At 67.1% G+C, this 20,781-nt stretch carries 19 protein-coding genes and 1 tRNA gene; 9 read left to right on the top strand and 11 right to left on the bottom strand.

Annotated features, from left to right (window positions below; genetic code table 11):
• Position 1: 1 nt before the first annotated feature.
• A complete protein-coding gene (locus AADH62_RS14380; RefSeq protein WP_341580113.1) occupies positions 2–1,363 on the bottom strand; it encodes a zinc-dependent metalloprotease in 1,362 nt (453 codons plus the stop codon).
• A gap of 121 nt (positions 1,364–1,484) precedes the next feature.
• Here AADH62_RS14380 and AADH62_RS14375 point away from each other — a divergent pair, with 121 nt between their 5' ends.
• A complete protein-coding gene (locus AADH62_RS14375) occupies positions 1,485–2,603 on the top strand; it encodes a YlbL family protein (protein WP_341580112.1) in 1,119 nt (372 codons plus the stop codon).
• Positions 2,604–2,695: 92 nt separating this feature from the next.
• On the top strand, positions 2,696–5,608 hold the full coding sequence (locus AADH62_RS14370) for a UPF0182 family protein (RefSeq protein WP_341580111.1): 2,913 nt from the start codon (positions 2,696–2,698) through the stop codon (positions 5,606–5,608).
• A gap of 6 nt (positions 5,609–5,614) precedes the next feature.
• On the opposite strand, the gene AADH62_RS14365 is transcribed toward AADH62_RS14370, so the two are convergent.
• From AADH62_RS14365 to idi, 7 genes are read right to left on the bottom strand one after another with little or no spacing between them, the layout of a single operon-like run.
• Positions 5,615–6,511 (bottom strand): prenyltransferase, encoded by an 897-nt coding sequence (locus AADH62_RS14365; RefSeq protein ID WP_341580110.1) that lies wholly within the window; start codon positions 6,509–6,511, stop codon positions 5,615–5,617.
• Positions 6,498–6,821, bottom strand: coding sequence for a lycopene cyclase domain-containing protein (locus AADH62_RS14360; protein ID WP_341580109.1), 324 nt, complete (start codon positions 6,819–6,821; stop codon positions 6,498–6,500). The genes AADH62_RS14365 and AADH62_RS14360 overlap by 14 nt, the downstream gene beginning before the upstream one ends.
• Positions 6,818–7,171, bottom strand: a complete 354-nt coding sequence (locus AADH62_RS14355) for a lycopene cyclase domain-containing protein (protein WP_341580108.1) — start codon at positions 7,169–7,171, stop codon at positions 6,818–6,820. Before AADH62_RS14355 ends, AADH62_RS14360 begins: the two co-directional genes overlap by 4 nt.
• 1 nt (position 7,172) lies before the next feature.
• Positions 7,173–8,786, bottom strand: a complete 1,614-nt coding sequence (gene crtI, locus AADH62_RS14350) for a phytoene desaturase family protein (RefSeq protein ID WP_341580107.1) — start codon at positions 8,784–8,786, stop codon at positions 7,173–7,175.
• 55 nt (positions 8,787–8,841) lie between these two features.
• The gene (locus AADH62_RS14345; protein WP_341580106.1) at positions 8,842–9,711 is read right to left on the bottom strand and encodes a phytoene/squalene synthase family protein; all 870 of its coding nucleotides are present in this window, start codon (positions 9,709–9,711) and stop codon (positions 8,842–8,844) included.
• Positions 9,708–10,763, bottom strand: coding sequence for a polyprenyl synthetase family protein (locus AADH62_RS14340; RefSeq protein ID WP_341580105.1), 1,056 nt, complete (start codon positions 10,761–10,763; stop codon positions 9,708–9,710). Before AADH62_RS14340 ends, AADH62_RS14345 begins: the two co-directional genes overlap by 4 nt.
• Positions 10,760–11,311, bottom strand: coding sequence for an isopentenyl-diphosphate Delta-isomerase (idi, locus tag AADH62_RS14335; protein ID WP_341580104.1), 552 nt, complete (start codon positions 11,309–11,311; stop codon positions 10,760–10,762). Before idi ends, AADH62_RS14340 begins: the two co-directional genes overlap by 4 nt.
• Positions 11,312–11,391: 80 nt before the next feature.
• On the opposite strand from idi, the gene AADH62_RS14330 reads away from it, so the two are divergent.
• Positions 11,392–11,862 (top strand): MarR family winged helix-turn-helix transcriptional regulator, encoded by a 471-nt coding sequence (locus AADH62_RS14330; protein ID WP_341580103.1) that lies wholly within the window; start codon positions 11,392–11,394, stop codon positions 11,860–11,862.
• A 67-nt stretch (positions 11,863–11,929) separates the two neighbouring features.
• Here the strand turns inward: AADH62_RS14330 and AADH62_RS14325 are convergent.
• Positions 11,930–12,006 (bottom strand) — tRNA-Met (locus tag AADH62_RS14325).
• 104 nt (positions 12,007–12,110) lie between these two features.
• Between AADH62_RS14325 and AADH62_RS14320 the strand changes: the two genes are divergently transcribed.
• The 3 genes from AADH62_RS14320 to AADH62_RS14310 all read left to right on the top strand — a co-directional run bounded on the left by AADH62_RS14320 (position 12,111) and on the right by AADH62_RS14310 (position 15,145).
• Positions 12,111–12,641, top strand: coding sequence for a DUF6328 family protein (locus AADH62_RS14320; RefSeq protein WP_341580102.1), 531 nt, complete (start codon positions 12,111–12,113; stop codon positions 12,639–12,641).
• Between the two features lie 5 nt (positions 12,642–12,646).
• Complete coding sequence (locus tag AADH62_RS14315; protein WP_341580115.1) at positions 12,647–13,456, top strand: carbon-nitrogen hydrolase family protein; 810 nt, start codon at positions 12,647–12,649, stop codon at positions 13,454–13,456.
• Between the two features lie 120 nt (positions 13,457–13,576).
• Positions 13,577–15,145: a S1C family serine protease gene (locus AADH62_RS14310; RefSeq protein ID WP_341580101.1), complete on the top strand. Its 1,569-nt coding sequence runs from the start codon at positions 13,577–13,579 to the stop codon at positions 15,143–15,145.
• A gap of 49 nt (positions 15,146–15,194) precedes the next feature.
• Here AADH62_RS14310 and AADH62_RS14305 read toward each other — a convergent pair whose 3' ends face one another.
• On the bottom strand, positions 15,195–16,160 hold the full coding sequence (locus AADH62_RS14305) for a hypothetical protein (RefSeq protein ID WP_341580100.1): 966 nt from the start codon (positions 16,158–16,160) through the stop codon (positions 15,195–15,197).
• A gap of 90 nt (positions 16,161–16,250) precedes the next feature.
• Here AADH62_RS14305 and AADH62_RS14300 point away from each other — a divergent pair, with 90 nt between their 5' ends.
• The 3 genes from AADH62_RS14300 (at position 16,251) to AADH62_RS14290 (ending at position 19,385) form a co-directional block, all read left to right on the top strand.
• Positions 16,251–17,489, top strand: coding sequence for an ABC transporter ATP-binding protein (locus AADH62_RS14300; RefSeq protein ID WP_341580098.1), 1,239 nt, complete (start codon positions 16,251–16,253; stop codon positions 17,487–17,489).
• Positions 17,465–19,033, top strand: a complete 1,569-nt coding sequence (locus AADH62_RS14295; RefSeq protein WP_341580096.1) for a hypothetical protein — start codon at positions 17,465–17,467, stop codon at positions 19,031–19,033. Before AADH62_RS14300 ends, AADH62_RS14295 begins: the two co-directional genes overlap by 25 nt.
• 85 nt (positions 19,034–19,118) lie before the next feature.
• Positions 19,119–19,385 carry a DUF3039 domain-containing protein gene (locus AADH62_RS14290; protein WP_292708570.1) on the top strand — a complete coding sequence of 89 codons (267 nt, stop codon included), beginning with the start codon at positions 19,119–19,121 and terminating at the stop codon, positions 19,383–19,385.
• An 18-nt stretch (positions 19,386–19,403) separates the two neighbouring features.
• On the opposite strand, the gene AADH62_RS14285 is transcribed toward AADH62_RS14290, so the two are convergent.
• Positions 19,404–20,732, bottom strand: coding sequence for a nicotinate phosphoribosyltransferase (locus tag AADH62_RS14285; RefSeq protein ID WP_341580094.1), 1,329 nt, complete (start codon positions 20,730–20,732; stop codon positions 19,404–19,406).
• Positions 20,733–20,781: the final 49 nt, after the last annotated feature.

Raw genomic sequence — 20,781 nt, 5'->3', positions numbered from 1 at the left:
CCTAGACGGGTTGCTCGTCGGGGCCGTCTTCGGCAGGACCGCCGTCTTCGCCCGACAGCAGTCGTGCCAGCGCGTCGTCGAACTCGTCCGGTGCTGGTTCTTCACCGCGGGCTCGCGCCTCGAGCCGCGCAATCAGGGCGCTCGGGTCGTCGATGTCGGCAGCCGTGGGGACCAGGTCGGGCGAGTCCCACAGCTCGTCTCGCGCCTCGATGCCGACGGCATCCGTGATCGCGCGCCACATGCTCGCGGCTTCACGGATGCGGCGGGGACGAAGCTCGAGTCCGACCAATGTTCCGAGCGCCTGTTCAGCCGGCCCGCCTACGGCGCGGCGCCGTCGCACGGTCTCGGCGATGCGGTCTGCTGCGGGCAGGCGGGTTGTGGCCTGCGCCGTCACGACGTCAACCCAACCCTCGATCGTGGCCAGCATGGTCTCCAAGCGGGCAAGGGCCGCCTGCTGCGACTCGGACCGTTCCGGCAGCAGCGCACCGCTCTCCAGCGCCTCGCGCAGTTCTTCGGGGTGCTGCGGATCGAACCGGCCCGCGAGCTCTTCGAGCGCTCCGGTATCGACCCGCACTCCGCGCGCGAAGTCCGAGACCTGCGAGAGCACGTGCAGTCGCAACCATCGTGCGTGGCGGAACAGCCGCGCGTGCGCAAGTTCACGGGTGGCGATGTAGAGCGCGAACTGGTCGTCGGGGATCTCGAGGTCCTTCGCGAGCTGCGCGTAGTTCTGGGGCACAACGGCGGCCTGGCCGTCAGGCAGCAACGGGATGCCGACATCGCCGCCGCTGACGACCTCCGTCGAGAGATTTCCGACGACTGTTCCCAGCTGTGCCGCAAACAGAGAACCACCGATCGTGCGCATCACCCGCCCGGCACCGGCGATCATCTGCTGCATCTCGGGAGGCGACTGCTCTTGGAGCGCCGTAGTGAAGGCATCCGCGATGCTCGTCGCTACCGGCTCAGCCAGCTCTTGCCACACCGGCAGGGTGGCTTCCACCCAACCGCCGCGGGTCATGGTCACTCCCGGACCCGGGAGGTCGGAGATCGTCGTGGCTTCGCCGAGCCAGAGGGATGCGAGGGTGAAGGCGTCATCGGCTGCCGAGCGGTCGGCGGCTGTGATCCCCGCGCCGTCTTTGTTCGCGATGTGCAGTGCCTGCGTCGTGGCGGCATCCCAGGAGATCCCGCCCTCGCCGGCCGAGGCCATCGCGCCCTGCAGTTGTTGCATGGCCCGCTGGATCATCGCGGGGTCGAACCCCATCTTCTGCAGTTCGGCGAGCTGGTCGCCGCCCATGCCGGCCTGGCCGAAGAGCTGCCGGAACAGCTCGGGAAGGTCGTCGTCGGGGTTCCGGTCGTCGTCAGCCACGGGTGCCGCCTTTCAGCCGGTTCTTGAGCTTGGCCTCTACGCTAGTCGCACGAATGATCGCACCCGCGGGCCCCACCTGAATCGCCTTACGCCGGTCGCGAACGACGGCCGAGAGGATGACGTGGCGCTGTTCGACGAGAACGTATCGGTGACGCCTGCGCGACGGGCGCCCATCAATCGCCGCACGCGAGTGGGTCTGTGGGCGCTGGTTGTCGCGCTGCTGGCTTTGCTGGCGATGTCGTTCCTGCCGACCGCGTACGTCATCGAGCTTCCCGGCCCGGTCTACAACACGCTCGGAACCGTCAGCACGAGCGACGGTGAGGAGGTTCCGCTCATCGAGGTCTCGGGCGCCGAGACCTACCCGACCTCGGGCGCCTTGGACCTCCTGACCGTGCAGATCGCGGGAAGTCGCGAGCGACCGCCGTCGTGGTTCGATCTTGCGGTCGCGTGGTTCGACCCTTCCCGCGCGGTCGTCCCCATCGAGTCGGTCTTCCCCGAGGGTCAAACCAGCGAGCAGCGCAGCGAGCAATCAGCCGCTCTCATGGTCGACTCTCAAGAGGAAGCCACAGCGGCAGCGCTCACCGAGCTTGGCTACGACGTCGGCAGGCAGGTGTCGGTCGTCTCTGTCGGTGAGGATGCCGCAGCAAACGGCATCCTGGAAGAAGGCGATGTCGTGCTGCGCGCCGACGGCGAGCCGGTGACCGATGCCGCGGCCCTGCGCGAGCAGGTGCAGCAGGGCGGTGGGGCTCCGCTGAGCCTTGACATCCTGCGCGATGGAAAGCCCCTGACGGTCGAGGTCACGCCGGCCGCCACCACCGTGGACGGCCAAACGATGTGGCTCATCGGAATCACCCTCATCACCGACTATGACTTTCCGATCGACGTCACGATCCAGCTGAACAACGTCGGTGGGCCGAGCGCGGGGATGATGTTCGCTCTGGGAATCATGGACACGCTGACGCCCGGCAACCTCAACGGCGGCCAGAACGTTGCGGGGACCGGCACGATCACCGCCGACGGGACCGTCGGGCCGATCGGCGGCATCCAGCAGAAGATGTGGGGTGCCTATCGAGCGGATGCCGACTACTTCCTCGCGCCCGCCGCCAACTGTCCGGAGGTCGTGGGCGAGATTCCCGGCGACCTACAGGTGTTCTCGGTTCAGACTCTCGATGACGCGCTGAGCGTTCTCGACACGATCAGTTCGGGTGGAGACCTGGCGCAACTCCCGACCTGCGAGTGAGTGCCGGGCCGAGCGCGCGAGGTCGCTCAGAGCGAACAGGATCAGGGCATCTGTACGGCGATCGCTCAGAAGCTGCCGCCTAGGATGAAACGGTGACCACGACCTCAGCGCCGAACAGGGCCACGCCTTCGCCGTCCCGCCGCATCCTCGCCATCTCCCTTGCGATCATTGCCGCGCTCGTTGTCGGCTTCTTCATCTTCGCGAGCCTCTACGCGGATTGGCTTTGGTACGACCAGCTCGGATTCCAGGAGGTTCTGGTCACGCAGTGGGTAGCCCGCGTGATCATGTTCGTCATCGGCTTCCTCGGGATGGCGGTTCCGGTCTGGGTCACCATTCAGCTCGCCTACCGGTTGCGACCGGTCTATGTGCGGCTCAGTTCGCAACTGGATCGCTATCAGGAGGTCGTCGAGCCGCTGCGTCGCCTGGCGATGTGGGGTATCCCCGTCTTCTTCGGCTTCTTCGCGGGATTCGCGGCATCCACGCAATGGCAGACGACCTGGTTGTGGCTCAACGGCGTTGCCACCGATGTGACGGATCCGATCTTCAACCTCGACACCGGCTTCTACATGTTCGCGATGCCGTTCTACAGCGCGCTGCTCGGCTTCGTCTCGGCGGTGCTGCTGGTGAGCCTGCTGGTGACCGTGGTCGTGTCCTACCTCTACGGCTCGGTCCGGGTGGGCCAGCGAGAACTGCGCATCTCAAAGTCCGCTCGTATTCAGATTGCCGTGATCGCGGGACTCTACGTCTTGGTGCAGGGTGTGAGCCTGTGGCTGGATCGCTACCTGCTGATGGTCCAAAACGATGACCGCATCACCGGGCCCGCCTACACGAGCGTCAACGCTGTCATCCCGGGTCTGTCGATCCTCGCCATCAGCGCGATCGTCGTGGCGATCCTCTTCTTCGTGACAGCCGTCATCGGTCGCTGGCGGTACCCGCTGGTTGCCACCGCGGTGCTCGTGGTAGCAACGGTCGTGGTCGGTGTCGGCTACCCCTGGGTGGTCAACACGTTCCAGGTGACCCCGAACAAGATCAACTACGAGGCCCAGTACTACCAGTACAACATCGACGCGACGAAGGCCGCCTATGGCGTCAGCGGTCTCGAGCAGATGGAGTTCTCGGCAGCAACCGATGCCGAGGCCGGGCAGTTGCGTGAGGATGCCGCGACGACGGCTCAGATCCGCATCATGGACCCGACGATCATCCCTCCGACGGTGCGGCAGCTCGAGCAGTACCGTGCGTACTACCAGTTCCACAATCCGCTCGACGTCGACCGCTATGAGATCGACGGCCAGTCACAGGACACTGTCGTCTCGGTGCGCGAACTCGACGTGAACCAGCTCGATACCGCCGCACAGACCTGGCAGAACACCAGCCTCATCTACACCCACGGTTACGGGCTCGTGGTCGCCAAGGGCAACGACCGCACCACCGAAGGTGAGCCGGTCTTCCTCGAGCGCGGCATCCCCGCCTCGGGTTTCCTTTCCGATCAGGAGGACTTCGAGCCGCGCGTCTACTTCGGTGAGATGTCGCCGCAGTACTCGATCGTCGGGGCTCCCGAGGGGACGGCGCCCATTGAGCTTGACTACCCGACCGGCTCCTCGGAAGGCTCCGGCGACGTCAAGACGACGTTCGAAGGAAACGGCGGCCCGAGCGTCGGGAGCGTGTTCAACCGTCTGATCTACGCGCTGAAGTTCCAGTCCGAGCAGATCCTCTTCTCTGACGACATCAACGAGGACTCGCAGATCCTGTACGACCGGGATCCGGCGACGCGCGTGCAGAAGGTTGCGCCGTACCTCCAGCTGGACTCCGACCCGTACCCGAGCGTCGTCGACGGTCGCATCGTGTGGATCATCGACGGGTACACCCGCAGCGCGAACTACCCGTACTCGTCGACGGTGAGCCTCCAGGAGGCGATCTCGGACTCGAACACGACGCAGCAGCGGTTCGGGCTCGACAACATCAACTACATCCGCAACTCGGTCAAGGCCACCGTCGACGCCTACGACGGATCCGTGACCCTGTACGCCTGGGACGAGACAGACCCCGTGCTGCAGACCTGGCAGAAGGTCTACCCCTCGACGCTCAAGTCGGTCTCCGAGATGTCGGCAGACCTCATGAGTCACGTGCGGTACCCGACCGATCTGTTCAAGGTGCAGCGCGCGATCCTCGGCGTGTACCACGTGAGCGACGCGCAGTCGTTCTACCAGCGCGACAACGCATGGGAGACCCCGAACGACCCGCAGAACGACGCTGAGCTTCAGCCGCCGTACTACCTGTCGATGCAGATGCCAGGTCAGACCTCGCCGACGTATTCGATGTTCACCACGTTCATTCCGTCGGCCGAGGCAGGCAACGCCCGAAACGTGCTCATGGGCTACCTCGCGGTGGACTCGAATGCCGGAGACGCTGCGGGAACGCCGAGGGATGACTACGGGAAGCTCCGGATGCTCGTCATCTCGGCCGACACGACAGTGCCCGGCCCCGGACAGGTGCAGAACACGTTCAACTCCGACCCGTTGATCTCATCTCAGATCAACCTGCTCAAGCAGGGCCAGTCTGACGTGCTGAACGGAAACCTGCTCACCCTGCCGGTGGGCGGCGGACTGCTGTACGTCCAGCCGGTCTTTGTGCAGTCGTCGGGGGCGACAAAGCTCCCGACCCTGCAGAAGGTGCTCGTCTCGTTCGGTAACGACATCGCGTTCGAGGACACCCTGTCCGAAGCTCTCGATGCCCTCTTCGGTGGTGATGCCGGTGCCACCGGTGGTGACAGCGATGTGACGCCCACACCGGGCGCGACGACGCAGCCGACGCCCGCGCCAAGCCCGTCGGAGACGACGACGCCGACCGAGCCCACCGGCGCGTACCAGGTGGCGCTGCAGGAGGCTCAGCAGGCCATGTTGGACCGGGATGCGGCTCTGAAGGCTGGCGATCTGACGGCCTTCGCCGAGGCTGACGCGCGGCTGACGGCGGCGGTGGAGCAGCTGATCGCCCTGGGCGCGCAGTAGGCGCGCTCAGGCGGTCAGGATCCACCACCAGATCAGCAGCAGCGTTACGACGAAGCCGGCGAACTGGTTGATCCAGAGAAATCGGCGCCAGCCGATGGTGGCACGTTCGGCGTCGGCGTCACGGATCGATCGGTAGGGCCAGACCGCGACGAGGTACGGGATGGCGGCGATCGCGGCCAGCGGGACAGGCCAGGCCGTGCCGAGCATGACCAGCCCGGAGAGGGCGTAGCAGACGAGGGCGAACCTGACAGTCCACCGCGCCCCTCGAGCCGTGGCGATCGACGAGATTCCCGCTTCCCGGTCGGCCACGACATCCTGGACCGCGCCGAAGGCGTGCGAGGCGACACCCCACAGGCCGAAGGCCAGGATGATGAGTCCGAGCTGCCAGGTCCAGGTCGCCCCGGCCAGGATCAGGCCGTAGACGGCGGGGGAGACGAAGTGGATGCTGCTGGTGACCGAGTCCGCAAAGGGTCGCTCCTTCAGGCGCAGCGGTGGCGCGCTGTAGAACACCACGAAGAACAGACTCAGCGCGAGGATGAGCCACGACAGCGGTGACCCGACCATCGCCAGATAGATCACGAACGGGGCGCACGAGAGACCGGCAGCCCACAGGGTGATGGGGTGCATCCGTCGATCGAGGACTGCGCCGTGCGCGCCGCCCTTGCGGGGGTTGCGGAGGTCCGACTCGTAGTCGAAGACGTCGTTGATCCCGTACATCGCCAGGTTGTACGGGATGAGGAAGAACAGGGTGCCGATGACGAACGTCGCGTCGATGTGCCGGGTCGTCAGGAGGTAGGCGGCAGCAAAGGGGTAGGCCGTGTTGATCCAGCTCACCGGCCGCGACGAGACGAAGAGCTCGCGGATCACCCGGCCGGGCCCGAGAGTCGACTCAGCGCTGCTCACGTGCGACCCCCATGCGAGCTTTGGGCAGCAGGACGTAAACGGCAGGCACGAGGTAGGCGGCGCAGATCGCGTATGAGAAGTCCTCGATCGGTGCGACCCCGATGCGGATGCCACTCGAGGTGCCCTCGGGATAGGCGACGAGCCCCGCGGAGATGATCACGTTGTCGAAGATCGCGGTGAGGATGACGAGAACGGCCGCGCTGATCGTCGATGCCAACATCCGCTGTTTCATGCCCGGCTGTGTCGCCGACAGCAGCGTCACGACAAGCGTGAACAGCGCGAAGGGAATGATGATGAGCGCGTACGTCATTGCCCACTCACCGCCCCGTCTGCGTTCGACCGCGCGGCGCGGGAGTCGAGGTAGCGGAGCGCGCCGGCATAGATCACGAGACCGAGGTAACACAGGAACGCGAGGAAGAAGGGCTCTTCCAGGGGAAGCTCGGGTGCGAGGTCGATCCCGATGAACAGGCCGCTGTCGCCCTTGATGAATGCGCGGGTGAGGATGCCGACGGCATCCCACGCGAGAAAGAACATCACTCCGATCCCGACGGCGGCCAGCGTTCGGACGGGGGCGGCGAAGGCTGCCAAGCGCCAGCGCGCGTCGATCACCGCAATCCCCGCCGCAGAGACCAGGATCGCCAGGAGATACAGACCCGGCATCTCAGACGGCCGCCGGCTCGGCAATCGGACCGGGGGAGCGGTCGCCGCGCAGGCGCTTGACGACGAGCTCGGCCGAGATCAGGCACATCGGCAGTCCGATTCCCGGTAGTGCCGACGCTCCCGCGTAGGCGAGGGAGTCGACCTTCTTCGATGCGTTGCGGGGGCGGAACACGGCGCTCTGGCGCAACGTGTGGGCAAGGCCCAGTGCGTTGCCGCGCCAGGCGTGGAAGTCGTGTTCGAAGTCTCCGGGTGCGATCGTGCGGCGAACGGTGATCCGTTCGGACAGGTCCGGGATATTGCACCACTGAGAGATCTGCGCGATGACGCGATCGGCGGCGGCTTCGATGCGTGGCGAGCCGCCACGATCGACGCCGCCGTATCCGAGACTCGGGTCCGCGGGGATCGGAACCAGCACGAACAGGTTCTCGCTGCCCTCGGGAGCGACTGTGGGATCGGTCGCGGAGGGCTTGCAGACGTAGATCGATGCCGGGTCGGGGATGCGGGTGTGCTCGCCGAAGATGTCATCGAAGTTCGAGCGCCAGTCCTCGGTGAACAGCAGCGTGTGGTGGGCGAGCTGCGGCAGTTCGCCTTCGACTCCCAGGAGCAGAAGCAGCGCACCGGGACTCGGAGTGCGCTTGTCCCACCACTTCTCGGGGTAGGTGCGTAGCGGCTCGGGAAGCAGCTGGGTCTCCGTGAAGTGCAGATCTGCCGACGAAACGACGAGGTCGGCATCCACCCGGCGTCCATCGGCGAGCGTGATTCCCGTCGCCTGCGCGCGTCCGCCGGCGGTGGGGGTCGTGACGATCGAGGTCACCTCGGCGCCCGTTTCGATGGACACGCCTGCTCCCCGCGCGACGCGCTCGACGGCGCGGATGACTTCGTAGAGCCCTCCCTGCGGGTAGAGCACGCCGTCCGCGAGATCGAGGTGGCTCATGAGGTGGTAGAGGCTCGGAACCCCGTATGGGGACCCGCCGAGGAATACTGCGGGGTAGCCGAGGACCTGCTGGAGACGCTTGTCGCTGAAGCGGCGTTCGACGTGACGCGAGAGCGTCGTCGTCAGCAGCGGAGCGAGCTGCGGCACGCGGCGCAGCAGCGCCGGGTCGCGAAGACCCGCCGTCGTCTCATACGTGTCGTACAGAAACCGGGTGACCGCCAGATCGTAGGCATCCTTCGCCGAGTCGAGGTATGCGGCAAGGGCAGCACCCGCACCCGGTTCGATGCTCTCGAACAGCTGCGTGGAAAGCTCGCGGCCCGAGCGGATGTCGATCGGATCGCTCGCGGTGCCGGCCGGCGGCTGGCTGTAGACGCGGTAGGCGGGGTCAAGGCGCACGAGGTCGAGCTGTTCGGCGGTGCTCGTCCCCATCAGTCGGAAGAAGTGGTCGAACACCTCGGGCATGAGGTACCAGCTGGGTCCGGTGTCGAAGCGGAAGCCGCCAGCCTCCCAGACTCCGGCGCGCCCCCCGACCTGCTCGCGAGCCTCGAACAGGCTCACCGACCACCCTTCGCGGGAGAGGAGGGCTGCAGTCGCGAGGCCCGCGATGCCGCCCCCGATGACCACCGCGCTGCCGGCGTCGGTCGGTGCCCCCTGGGTGTGGGCGCTAGCCGTCTCGCTCATGCTGACTCCTCATTCCTGGGCGGGTGTCGGGGGACGTGATCGGCGCTCGCGGGACTCACGCGCCGGTTCGGCGTGGCGCGGCACCCACCAGGGCGCGGGCGATGAGCCCTGCCTTGACGATATCGGGCACGCGCACTCTCACGGCCGGTGTGGGGTCGGCCCGCAATCGGCGCGAGAGCTCGGCGAACAGGTCGTGCGCCGCGATCACGGCGCGCCGACAGTCAGCCGGTAGTTGGGGGATCACCGCTGCTGCAGCGGCAAGGTCAGCATCGATCCTGTCGAGGATCGCCTCTCGGTCATGATCGCCCGTGGCGATGCCGAGGTAGTCGCGTCCGAGCGTCTCCTCGTCATGGTCGAGGTCGCGCAGGAAGTTGACGTCCTGGAAGGCTGCGCCCAGGCGCCGAGCGCCGTCGACGAGTTCGGGGCTGGGACCGGATGGCGAGGGCTGGCCCGCATTGACGAACACCTGCAGACACATGAGTCCGACCACCTCGGCCGATCCGTACACGTAGGAGTCGTGGGAGGCGTCGTCGTGGGCGGCGACGGTCAGGTCGGTTCGCATCGACGCGAAGAAGGGGTCGATGAGGTCGGCGCCGATGACGCACTCGCGAGCAGTCCGCGCGAAGGCGTGCACGACAAGGTTGCTGCTGAAACGCCGGTCGATCGCGGCCATGGTCTCTTCTTGTAGCGCATCGAGGAGGCTAGCGGCTTGCGTGCCATTCAGGCCGGCCTCGATGGCGGGGCCGTCGACGATCTCATCTGCGACGCGCACGAGGGCGTAGATGTTGCGCACGTGTGTGCGGGCTCGGGACCCGAGGAGGCGCGTGGCCATGCTGAACGAGGTCGAGTATGCCGCGATCACGGCTGCGGCAGCCTCGTCGGCCGCCGTGTCGTACAGTGCGATGCCCGTCGGCTGATGACTCACGGAATGCGATCCTCCACTGCCGCAGCGAGCGTATCGGCCAAGGTCACCGCGCGGGGCGGGAGCGTCGAACGGGAAGCGCGTCGGCGAACATCCGACAGGTTCTCGGCGATGAGCTGATGAAGCCGTTCACGGGCGCCGCTGGCTTCGAGCGCGGACTGGGCGTGCCGGACCGCGATCGGACCGGTATGCGCAACGGCAAGGGTGCTGGTGACCAATGGCCACTGCGCGCTCTCGCGGGCAAGCGCAATGAGTGGTGTTCGCTTGGACTCGCGCAGGTCGCTACCGACATCCTTACCCGCCTGCTCTGCCGTGCCGAACGCGCCGATGAGGTCGTCCACGAGCTGGAAAGCGAGGCCCAGGGAGCCGCCGATGCGTTCGAGGTCCGCGATCCAGGTCGAGGGTGCACCCGCGAGGATCGCCCCCGCGCACAAGGGCGCGGTGAACGAGTAGACGGCGGTCTTGTTGTAGGTGGCTGCGAGGATCTCTGCCTGTTCGGCGAGCTCGGGGGTGACGCTGTTCTCGACGTCGGCGAGTTCGCCGGCAGCCGAAACAAAGACCGCATCATCGAGGAGGTCAAGCAGTCGGGCCCGTTGCCCGTCGGGGACCTCGGCCAGGGCCACCATCCGGGTAGCCTCGTGCAGCAGAAGGTCGCCGGCGAGGATCGCGGCAGCGTCCCCGAGCAGTGCCGCTCCTTTCGCGTCAGCTCCCTGCGCCTTCGCACGGATGCGGAATCGACCGGCGACGTTGGGCACGCCCCGCCGGGTCACGTCGTGATCGATGACATCGTCATGGATGACGAAGGCGCTGTGCAGTAGCTCGAACGCCGCGGCAACCGACGACAGGGCGGGTGCACGCTCGAGGTCGCCGCCGACCGCGAGGAAGGATGCCACGACGAGCTGGGGGCGCAGGCGCTTGCCGCCGGCTGTCGCGCTGCTCACAGCCGCGATGAGCGCCGACATCGACTCTCCCTGCTTTGTCGCCCGTGCGGCGAGTCGCTCGAGGGCGTCGTCGATTGCGGTGTCGACGGCGATTCGGGCGGCGTCGGGGATCATGACGCTCGTCGCTGCAGTTGCGGTGATTCGAACAGGCGGAGTTGCTGTGACTGAAGGACGAGCCACGGGCTGAATGCCCACGGAGTGGTGATCAGCGATGCGCCGAGCTCGTCAGGATCCACCCAGCGCGCCTCGGCGACCTCGAGCGGGTTCGGTGCCACCTCGTCGTCGGTGCGTGCGATGTAGACGGGGCAAATCTCGTTCTCAACGATTCCGCCCGCATCCACGGCGCGGTAGCGGAAGAGGGGGAGCGCGAGCTCGATGTCTGTCAGACGGATGCCGAGCTCGAACTCGCCGCGGCGCCGCACCGCCGACAGCACTGGCTCTGCAGGTCGGGGGTGGCCGCAGAACGAGTTGGTCCACACACCCGGCCAGGTCTTCTTGTCGAGGGCCCGGCGAGTGACGAGCACCTGGCCATGGGCGTTGAGGACATGGCACGAAAAAGCAAGATGGAGGGCGGTTTCGGTGCCATGCACACTGCTCTTCGGGGCGGTGCCTACCGGGTTGCCGTCGTCGTCCAGCAAGACCACATGGTCGCCATCGGTCATTGTTCCTCCTCCTATATCGCTAGTTTAGCTAGCGATATCTCCGGTCTGATGATAACAAGGAGTGGAAAGGGGTGTCCATCATGACCACGCCGTGGGTTCCGCAGACTCCACACCAGCAGGCCGTGCTGGAGGTGTTGCTGAGCATCCGTGCGCTCAATGATGCCATGGACCGCATGAACGGCGGCATGAAAGACGACATGGACATGAACGCGACCGATCTCGCGGCCCTGCGCATGATGATCGTGCGAGAGCAGCGGGGCGACTCCGTGAGCCCGCACGAGGTCGCGAAGCACCTGCGGATATCGACGGCATCGACGACCAAGCTGCTGGACCGGCTCGAGAGCGCCGGCTACATCGAGCGACACCCGCATCCGCGGGATCGGCGGGCGCGCATCCTGACGTTGACGGCGCACTCGCGGGCGACCTTTTTCAGGCACTTCTCCGAACACCTCGAGCAGATGCGTCGCGTGACCGAGCCGTACACGGAAGATGAACTGAAGCTCATCGGGCGCTATTTGACCGACGTGAGCCAGGCGATTGACGCCAGCTGAACTCACCTCGGTGCGCTCCCGGAGCAATGCAGAAGGCCCCGGATCTTGTGGATCCGGGGCCTTCTCTTGGTTGCGGGGGCAGGATTTGAACCTACGACCTCTGGGTTATGAGCCCAGCGAGCTACCGAACTGCTCCACCCCGCGGCACAAGGATCAACCCTAGCACGGTTTCCGCAGCCTCGCACCTCGGGCCATCGAGCAGGGGTTGCCGGTTGCCCCGACTCATACGCGGCGGGGAGGATGGCCGCATGATGGCATCCCCAGGCGAGATTCCGGCGGCACCATCCGCCGACGCCGCGTTCGACGGACGATCCGAGACGCCGAGCCAGCGCGCCGATCGCAACTGGGATGACGTGCTGCAGGAGTTGCGAGTGCTCCAGACCGGCACGCAGATCCTCACAGGATTTCTGCTGGCCGTCGCGTTCCAACCAGCGTTTGGCGATCTGACCGACCCACAGCGTGCCTTCTACCTCGTTCTCCTGGTGCTCGCGGCGCTCAGCGCGATCCTCGCTTTGGCGCCGGTGGCGATGCACCGAGGCCTGTTCCGTAGGCTCGCCAAGCCCGACGTCGTGATCTTCGGTCACCGCGCGCTCATTGGTGCTCTGGCGACGGTGGGTATCCTTCTCGTGGGGGTCGTCGCTTTCGTCTTCGACGTCGTTCTGGGGTTCGACCCGGCCTGGATCGCGGCAGCCGCCCTCGGCGCCACCGTTGTCATCCTGTGGCTCGTGGTGCCGGGGTATTTGCGCAGGCACCATTCGCGAAAGGCTGACCGCTCATGACCCGGATGCCGGCACCGGCCGTCGCCGTGGCGATCGCGCAGTTCGCGCCGTCTGCAGACAGCGAGGCCAACGCGCGCCAGATTGATCGAATGGTCGACGTTGCAGCGGATCGCGGAGCGAAACTGGTGGTGTTCCCCGAGTACTCCAGCTACTTCATGGACCCGTTCGATCAGACGCTCGCGCGTCACGCGCAGGACGTGGATGGGCAGTTTGTCGCGGCATTGCACCAGTCAGCGCAGCGCACCGGCGCGGTGATCGTCGCGGGCCTGATCGAAACGGCAAGCACCCCCGGGAAGGTGCGCAACGCGGTGGTCGCTGTTGGTCCGGGCGGCGTCCTCGCCGTGTACCGCAAGCTCCATCTCTACGACGCGTTCGGGCACCGGGAGTCGGACTGGGTAGAAGCGGGCGAGATCGCGCCACCGCAGACTTTCGAGGTCGGCGGGCTGCGCTGGGGGCTCATGACGTGTTACGACCTGCGCTTCCCCGAGGTCGCACGGACTCTCGCGGATGCCGGAGTGGAGGGCATCGTGGTGCCCGCAGCCTGGGTCCGGGGGCCGCTCAAGGAGTTCCAGTGGCAGACGCTGCTCGCGGCCCGCGCGATCGAGAACACGGTGTTCGTCGCGGCAGCAGACCACCCGCCACCGCTCGGGGTGGGGGCCTCGGTCGTGCTTGACGCCCAGGGTGTGGCGATCGCAGGGGTCGGAACCGGCACCGACGTTGCGGTCGGCTACGTGGACCCGGATGCCGTGGATCGCGTCCGGCGCGTCAACCCGGCCCTCCGGCTGCGTCGGTTCGACGTGATCCCGCGTCCGTGACCGGTGTCGTCGGTGCGGCACCGAACGAGAGCATGACGACTGCATAGTCCGCTCCCGACTCAGCCATAGGATTCACACAGCATCCGGCGCCACCGTTGATGGTGCTTGGAAGGAGCATCCATGAGCAGCGAGAACACCGCAGACCCCACCGACTCAGAGCGCCCCGCTCACACCGCGGGTACAGACCTCACCGCACCGGGCACCGACGCCTCCACCTCGACCACCGACGCCGCAGCGCCGACCACCGACGCTTCCGCGCAGGTCGCTGATGCGGCGGCGGTCAACGCCGCTGTACCCGCAGGGTCGACGCAGCCGACGGAGCCGCTGCCGCCTGCACCCGGGGCGCCCTCTGCCGCAAGCTCTTCGCCGGTATGGGCTCCTCCCGCGGCCGGTACCCACCATCCGCAGTCCCCCTACGCGCAGGCGCCGTTCACCTCGCCGGGCACTGCCCCGCAGTACGCCTTCGCTCCCACCACGACGGCGGCGCCCCGCGCCAAGGTCGGCGCTGGCGCGGTTGCCGGGATCATCATTGCTGCAGCTCTCGTGGGCGGTGCCGCCGGCCTTGGCGGTGCCTACGCCGGGGCCGCGTTGTTCGCCCCCGATACCGTGACGACGGCATCCGGACCCGCAAGCGTCACGGTCAACGACACATCCTCTGTGACGCAGACGACGGGGATCGCGACCAAGGTTCTCCCGAGCGTTGTGACCATCGAGGCAACCTCCTCCGGCGGCGGCGGAACAGGCTCCGGCGTCGTGCTGACCTCTGACGGCTACGTCGTCACGAACACGCACGTCGTCACCCTCGACGGTGCGACCGGAGACGCGACGGTCCGGGTCACCACGTCAGACGGGCGCGTCTACGATGCTGACGTCGTCGGCACCGACCCCACCTACGACCTCGCCGTGATCAAGCTCGTCGGTGCCGAGGACCTGACGCCCATCGAGTTCGCGGACTCCTCGGATCTGAACGTCGGCGACCAGGCTGTGGCCATCGGCGCGCCGCTCGGCCTGTCGAACACGGTGACCACAGGTATCGTGAGCGCACTCAACCGATCGATCCAGATTTCGTCGTCCGCTGCGCCCGACACCGAGGAGAGCGACCCCAACTCCGAGGGCAACGGGACGGAGGGGCCGTTCTACTTCGACTTCGGTCAGGGTAACCAGGGCAGCACCGGGTCGAGCGAGACGATCTCGATCGCGGTGATCCAGACGGATGCTGCCATCAACCCCGGAAACTCGGGTGGTGCGCTGGTGGACTCCGACGGCAAGCTCATCGGCATCAACGTCGCCATCGCTTCTGCGGGCGGATCTTCAGGTCAGTCGGGCTCCATCGGCGTCGGCTTCTCGATCCCCTCGAACGTTGTCGAGCGCGTGACGCAGGAGATCATCGATACCGGTTCGGCGACGCACGGACTGCTCGGTGCGAGTGTGCAGAATGCGGCAGCCATCGCTGATTCGACGATCGCCGGCGCCTACATCGCCGAGGTCACCGACGGCGGCGCGGCCCAGCGCGGCGGCCTGCAGGCCGGCGACATCGTGACGGGCTTCAACGGCGTGCCGATCTCGGATGCGACCGACCTCACCGCCCAGGTGCGCGCTGCTGCGGCCGGAAGCGATGCAACGGTGACCTTCGTTCGCGACGGTCAGACCCGCACGGTCGATGTAACGCTCGGCCAGCTCGGCTCGTGATCGCAGCCTGAGGTTCGATCTCCACAGACCCGACCGACGCCGCCCCGGACTATTCCGGGGCGGCGTCTGTCGCGTGCGTTCCTGTGTCTGTGTCGGGGCGACGCGTGATGCTTCGAGCCACCCCGCCGATCGCCGTCGTGCCTTTGGAGACACCACTGCTGATCACTGACGCACCGCGGCTCACGCCGCTACCGACGGCAGAGCCCGCTCGCCGCACGGCCGAAACCGCAGAGTGCTCGAGCCGCCGGGCGCCCGGAAGCGGCGCGGTCTCTGGGGGCAGCGCCTGCGGGGGAATGCCGAACGCTCGGCGCGAGCCCGCGAGTACCCGCCGGCCGAGGATGTGGTTGCCGGTGCCACCGATAGCCGCGCCGATGCCGAACGGGAGGGCCTTGCCGATCCAGGATGCCCCGCCCTTGGCGGCGAACTGGCGGACGAAGGTGGTCTTCAGGCGATCGACCAGAGGCCCCAACGCTGCCTTCGGGATTGTCTTGGTGACCATTTCTCCCCAGTAGGTCGAGCGCGCCGGCCCTCGCCCGGTTGCCTGGTTCGCGAGCTGCGAGACGAGGTCAATACCCTCTTGTCCGAGCAGCAGCATCAGCACGAGCGCGCGGGCGCGGTTGGGATCCGAGACCGGAATGCCGTGCACTTCGGAGACAGACTGTGCGAACAGTGTGGTCGCTTCCAGGAACCCGATGGTTTCGACGCCGCTTAACGCGAGGGTGACGCCGGTGCCGATACCGGGGATGACGGCAGTGGCGCCTACCGCCGCGCCGCCGGTGGTCACCGCGGCGAGGTATCGCCGCTCGAGGGTGCGGATGATCTGAGTGGAAGTTGCGTTCGGTTGGCGAAGACGGATGCTGCGCACATGAGCCAGCACGACGGGCCGCTGGATTGCCAGCACGCGATCAAGCGCTCGGATGAACATCGGGTGCTCGTCCGATCCTTCCGGAGGAAGCCCACCCGACCAGGGGGCGTCATCCGGCAGCGAATGGATCTGGTGGACCTTCTCGGCCATGGCGTGATCCTAGGCGCTTCGGCTGAGCATCCGCCTGGCATGGAGTGTCATCGGGGGGTTGAAGCAGAGGTCGATTGATAGTTTGGAGCGGTGACTGAGGCGACGGATCTTCCCGACGAGTCCTCCGGCGAGTCCGGCAAGACACCGGGGGAGGGCTCCGCGAAGAAGCCGGCGTCGCCCCGCACGCCGCGCGCACCGCGCAAGACGTCGACTTCTCGGACGACCGCCTCGAAGGCGTCGGGCTCCAGTCCCCGCACGCCACGCAAGCCCGCGGCGACGCGACCGGCTACCCCGCGCAAGAGACCTGTCTCGGCAGCGAAGCCGCCGGAGCAACAGAATGCGGCCGCCGCTGATCTCGATGCGACCACGGTCGATGGCACGCCGGTGGAGTCCGTCGCGGCAAGCGAGACCCGCGATGAGATCGTCGCGACCGTGGTTCCGGAGACCGACGAGCCCGAATCGGTCGCCGACTCTGCGACAGCTGACTCCGCGGACGCGGCCGAGCAGGCCGTCGCGACGATCGCGGGGTCGACCAACCTTGCGCCAGTCGAGGCCGAGGATGCGGCGCCGGCGCCAGCGCTGGTGCTGCGCGGCATCCGTAAGTCGTTCGGCGATCTGCAGGCACTGGACGGGATCAGTCTCGACGTTCCCGTCGGCAGCTTCTACGGGATCGTCGGACCCAACGGCGCGGGTAAGACGACGACCCTGTCGATCATCGCCGGTCTGCTCCGCGCCGATTCCGGCGAGATCACCATCGCGGGCGTGGATGCCGCGGCCAAGCCTCTGGCTGCGAAGCGGCTCATGGGCGTGCTTCCCGACCGGTTCCGTACGTTCGACCGGCTGACCGGTCGTCAGCTGCTCTACTACTACGGTGCACTGCGGGGCCTCCCGCCAGCCGAGGTCGAGCGACGCACGATCGACCTTGCTCGGGCCTTCGATCTCACCGAATCGCTCGGCCGAGTCGTGTCGGACTACTCCGCCGGTATGTCCAAGAAGATCATGCTCGCGGGCGCCCTCATCCATTCGCCCCGCGTGCTGGTGCTCGACGAGCCCTTTGAAGCCGTCGATCCGGTCTCGAGCGCGGCGATTCTCGACATTTTGCACGCCTACGTCGCGCACGGTGGAACCGTCATCCTCTCCAGTCACGGCATGGAGTTGGTGGAGCGCGTGTGCTCGCGCGTCGCGGTCATCGTCGCCGGCTCCCTGGTGGCCGAAGGGACGATCGATGAGGTGCGCGGCGAGGTCAGCCTCGAAGAGCGATTCGTCGAACTCGTCGGCGGGGCGGGCGAGCTGGAGGGCCTCGAGTGGTTGCACACGTTCTCCGACTGAGACTCGCGCTGCTACTCGGTGCCTTCCGCGGAGATCCGCAGAAGGTCACTCGGGGTGTCGTCGGGGCGCTGCTGTTGCTGGCGGCGACCGTTGCCGCCTGCTGGGCACTTCTGGGTATGCAGGAGTCATCCACCGCTGCTGTCGCAGCAATCACCATCTTCTGCGGGGCAACGCTGACGCTCGCCTTCGCGTTGGCTCCCATCGTCGCCGCGGTCACCGATCCGCTCGATCCGCGCCGGTTCCGTGTCTTCGCGCTTGCTCCTGATCCCCTCGCGGGAGCGCTCGCCCTCGCCGGGCTGTTCAGCGTGCCGGTGCTCGGCTTAGTTGCGCTCGCCGTTTGCGCGGCTGTTGTCTGGGTGGCCGCCGGGGCTACCGCCGTGGCGGCGATCATCGCTGCAGTCATCGGGGTGGCGACCTGCGTCCTGTTTGCCCGCGTCGCGCTCGGCGTTGCCGGCCTCGTCTTCGGTGATCGCCGGTCGAGAGAGCTCTCCGGGCTTCTGCTCGTCACGGTTCTGGTGATCGTCGTCCCCGTGGGCGTCTTTCTCGCATCGCTTGACTGGCGTGGCACCGTTCCTGGCCCGTTGCAGCAGGTGGTCGACATCCTGAGTTTCACGCCCTTTGGCGCGGCGTGGGCTTTCCCCCTGCTGTTCACGCGGGGCGACGCATCCGGGTTCCTTGCCCTGATCGTCGCGCTGGCAACTGTCGTCGCGCTGGGGTTTGCGTGGCTCGCGCTGGTGCGTCACTTCCTCTCGAGTATCGAGAAGCCGTTGACAACGCGGGAACGCGGCGGACTCGGGTGGTTCAGCGTCGTTCCCGGCACCCCCGGGGGAGCTGTCGCCGCCCGAAGCCTGGTGTATTGGCTGCGCGACCGGCGGTACCTCGTGAATACCCTCGTGATTCCTGTCGCCGCAGTGGCGACCGTGGTGCCCCTGTTGATCGCCGGCGTTCCCGCCAATGTCGCGGCGCTCGTCCCGATCCTGTTCGCCGCACTCTTTTTCGGGTGGCTGCCTCACAACGACCTTGCGTACGACTCGACGGCGATCTGGATGCACGTCGCGAGCGGCCTGCGAGGCCTTCCCGACCGCGTTGGGCGACTTGTTCCGATCCTCGTCATCGCCGTCCCTGTGCTGGCCATCGGTATTCCGGTGTCTGTCGCCCTTCACGGACGGTGGGCGATCGCACCGGCGATCGCGGGCGTGTGCGCGTCACTGTTCTTCTCAGGTCTCGGCTTGTCGAGTATCGCCTCGGCTGCTTTCCCCTATCCCGTCACGCCCCCGGGCGAGAGCCCGTTCCAGCAGCCCCAGCGCACCGGATCCAGCGGGGCGGTGTCGCAGGCCCTCGTCATGCTCGGCGCCCTGGCCGCGTCGGTGCCGAGTCTGTGGTGGACCTGGCTCGCGCTCACGCGCACGATCGAGGCAGCCTCGCTCGCGCTCTGGGTCGGCGTCGCGACGGGGCTCGGAGTGCTCGTGCTCGGCGTGGCCATCGGCGCTGCCGTGTTCACACGCCGCACCGGGCGGATCATGGAGTTCGCCGAGGCATCCTGACGGCACTTCTCCGGCCACTGCCCGTGCAGCATCCGGACGGGCGAGCCCGAGCCGGGGCCGGATGCCGGGACTACACTGACTGACCATGAGTACTCCGCTGGACAGCCCCGACCAGGGCGGACTTGCGACCCTCGATCGCGAGCTAGAAGAGCTCCTTCGCGAAGAGACTGTCGAACCGGGGGACCACGAGCGGTTCTCGCACTACGTCAAGAAGGACAAGATCCTCGAGTCGGCTCTTACCGGAAAGCCCGTCAAGGCGCTGTGCGGCAAGAAGTGGACGCCCGGCCGCGACCCCGAGAAGTTCCCGGTGTGCCCGACCTGCAAAGAGATCTACGAGCGGATGCAGCACTGACCCGCAGCGCTCGGGCGGTCAGCCCGCTTGGTACGTGGTCTCCAGGGCAGGCTCCGAGCGGCTGAGTGCCAGCGCCGCGAGCGGAAGTTCGGCGCGCACGCGTGCGTGGTGATCCCGAGCGACGCTGACGCCATGGGGGCCCTCGGCCGATGCATCGATGTCGCCGTGGACCACGAGCGGAACCTGCAGGGCACGGGCATCCGCATGCGGCGCCGGCGTTTCGCGGTGTTCGAATCCTTCGGCGACGACGATGAGTTCTTCGCGGGCAATCCCGTCCTCGAGGATTCGAAAGGCCGTCTTTCGCCCGCCCTGCGAGGCTTTGGCCGCTGAGGTCTTCGCCACCGGAATCCACGCTCCGCCGGCATCCTGGCGTGCCACGAGCTTGTAGACAAGGCCCGCCGTCGGCGAGCCGGACCCCGTCGCCAGCGCCGTGCCGACGCCGTAAGCATCCACCGGGGATGCTGCCAGTGCCGCGATCGCGAACTCGTCGAGGTCGCTCGTGACAGTGATGCGCGTATCCCGAGCACCGAGGGCGTCGAGTTGCCGTCGAACCTGCGCAGCAACGATGGGGAGATCACCCGAGTCGATCCGCACCCCGCCGAGCCTCGTTCCGGCGACCTCGATGGCGGTGGCTACGCCCGTCTCGATGTCGTAGGTGTCGATGAGAAGCGTGGTCTGGTCGCCGAGGGCCAGCAGTTGTGCTGCGAAAGCATCGGCTTCGGTGTCGTGGAGCAGGGTCCAACTGTGCGCTGCGGTACCCATCGTGGGGATGCCCCACTGGCGCCCAGCCTCCAGGTTGCTCGATGCACCGAATCCCGCAATGAAGGCGGCCCGCGCGGCAGCGACAGCTGACCATTCGCCGGTTCGCCGCGAGCCCATCTCGGCGAGTGGACGGTCACCGGCGGCAATACTCATGCGTGCCGCGGCGGCAGCTACCGCGGAGTCGTAGTTCAGGACGCTGAGGGCGAGGGTCTCGAGGATGACGGCTTCGGCAAAGGTCCCCTCGATCGTCAGGAGCGGCGACCCCGGAAAATACAGTTCGCCCTCCCGGTAGCCGTGGATCGATCCCGTGAAGCGGTATCCCTCGAGAAAGCGCAGTGTCTGGGCATCCACCACCCGCTCGTCCCGCAGGAAGCGCAGCTCGTCATCACCGAACCGGAAGTCGCGTAACAGGCTCAGGAGGCGCCCGGTGCCTGCCACGACGCCGAACCGGCGGCCGCCGGGTAGGCGTCGCGCGAAGACGTCGAAGACGCACCGGCGCGAGGCAGTGCCATCGTGGAGTGCGGCATCGAGCATCGTCAGTTCATACCGGTCGGTGAGCAGGGCCGTGCTGACGGATGCTGTCATGCGCGCCAGCCTAGTGATGGCGCCGCCGCGGCATCCATCCCGTGCCGCC

Origin of the sequence: Microbacterium schleiferi (assembly GCF_038150145.1) — a bacterium.
GTDB lineage: Bacteria > Actinomycetota > Actinomycetes > Actinomycetales > Microbacteriaceae > Microbacterium > Microbacterium schleiferi_B.
This window is presented reverse-complemented; position numbering and strand designations above follow the sequence as displayed.

Excerpts from the sequence above, each read along its gene's own strand:
- AADH62_RS14360 (WP_341580109.1), bottom strand. The coding sequence starts at position 6,821 with ATGACGTACGCGCTCATCATCATTCCCTTCGCGCTGTTCACGCTTGTC.
- AADH62_RS14355 (WP_341580108.1), bottom strand. The coding sequence starts at position 7,171 with ATGCCGGGTCTGTATCTCCTGGCGATCCTGGTCTCTGCGGCGGGGATT.
- crtI (WP_341580107.1), bottom strand. The coding sequence starts at position 8,786 with ATGAGCGAGACGGCTAGCGCCCACACCCAGGGGGCACCGACCGACGCC.
- AADH62_RS14340 (WP_341580105.1), bottom strand. The coding sequence starts at position 10,763 with ATGATCCCCGACGCCGCCCGAATCGCCGTCGACACCGCAATCGACGAC.
- idi (WP_341580104.1), bottom strand. The coding sequence starts at position 11,311 with ATGACCGATGGCGACCATGTGGTCTTGCTGGACGACGACGGCAACCCG.
- AADH62_RS14330 (WP_341580103.1), top strand. The coding sequence starts at position 11,392 with ATGACCACGCCGTGGGTTCCGCAGACTCCACACCAGCAGGCCGTGCTG.
- AADH62_RS14320 (WP_341580102.1), top strand. The coding sequence starts at position 12,111 with ATGATGGCATCCCCAGGCGAGATTCCGGCGGCACCATCCGCCGACGCC.
- AADH62_RS14315 (WP_341580115.1), top strand. The coding sequence starts at position 12,647 with ATGCCGGCACCGGCCGTCGCCGTGGCGATCGCGCAGTTCGCGCCGTCT.
- AADH62_RS14310 (WP_341580101.1), top strand. The coding sequence starts at position 13,577 with ATGAGCAGCGAGAACACCGCAGACCCCACCGACTCAGAGCGCCCCGCT.
- AADH62_RS14305 (WP_341580100.1), bottom strand. The coding sequence starts at position 16,160 with ATGGCCGAGAAGGTCCACCAGATCCATTCGCTGCCGGATGACGCCCCC.
- AADH62_RS14290 (WP_292708570.1), top strand. The coding sequence starts at position 19,119 with ATGAGTACTCCGCTGGACAGCCCCGACCAGGGCGGACTTGCGACCCTC.
- AADH62_RS14285 (WP_341580094.1), bottom strand. The coding sequence starts at position 20,732 with ATGACAGCATCCGTCAGCACGGCCCTGCTCACCGACCGGTATGAACTG.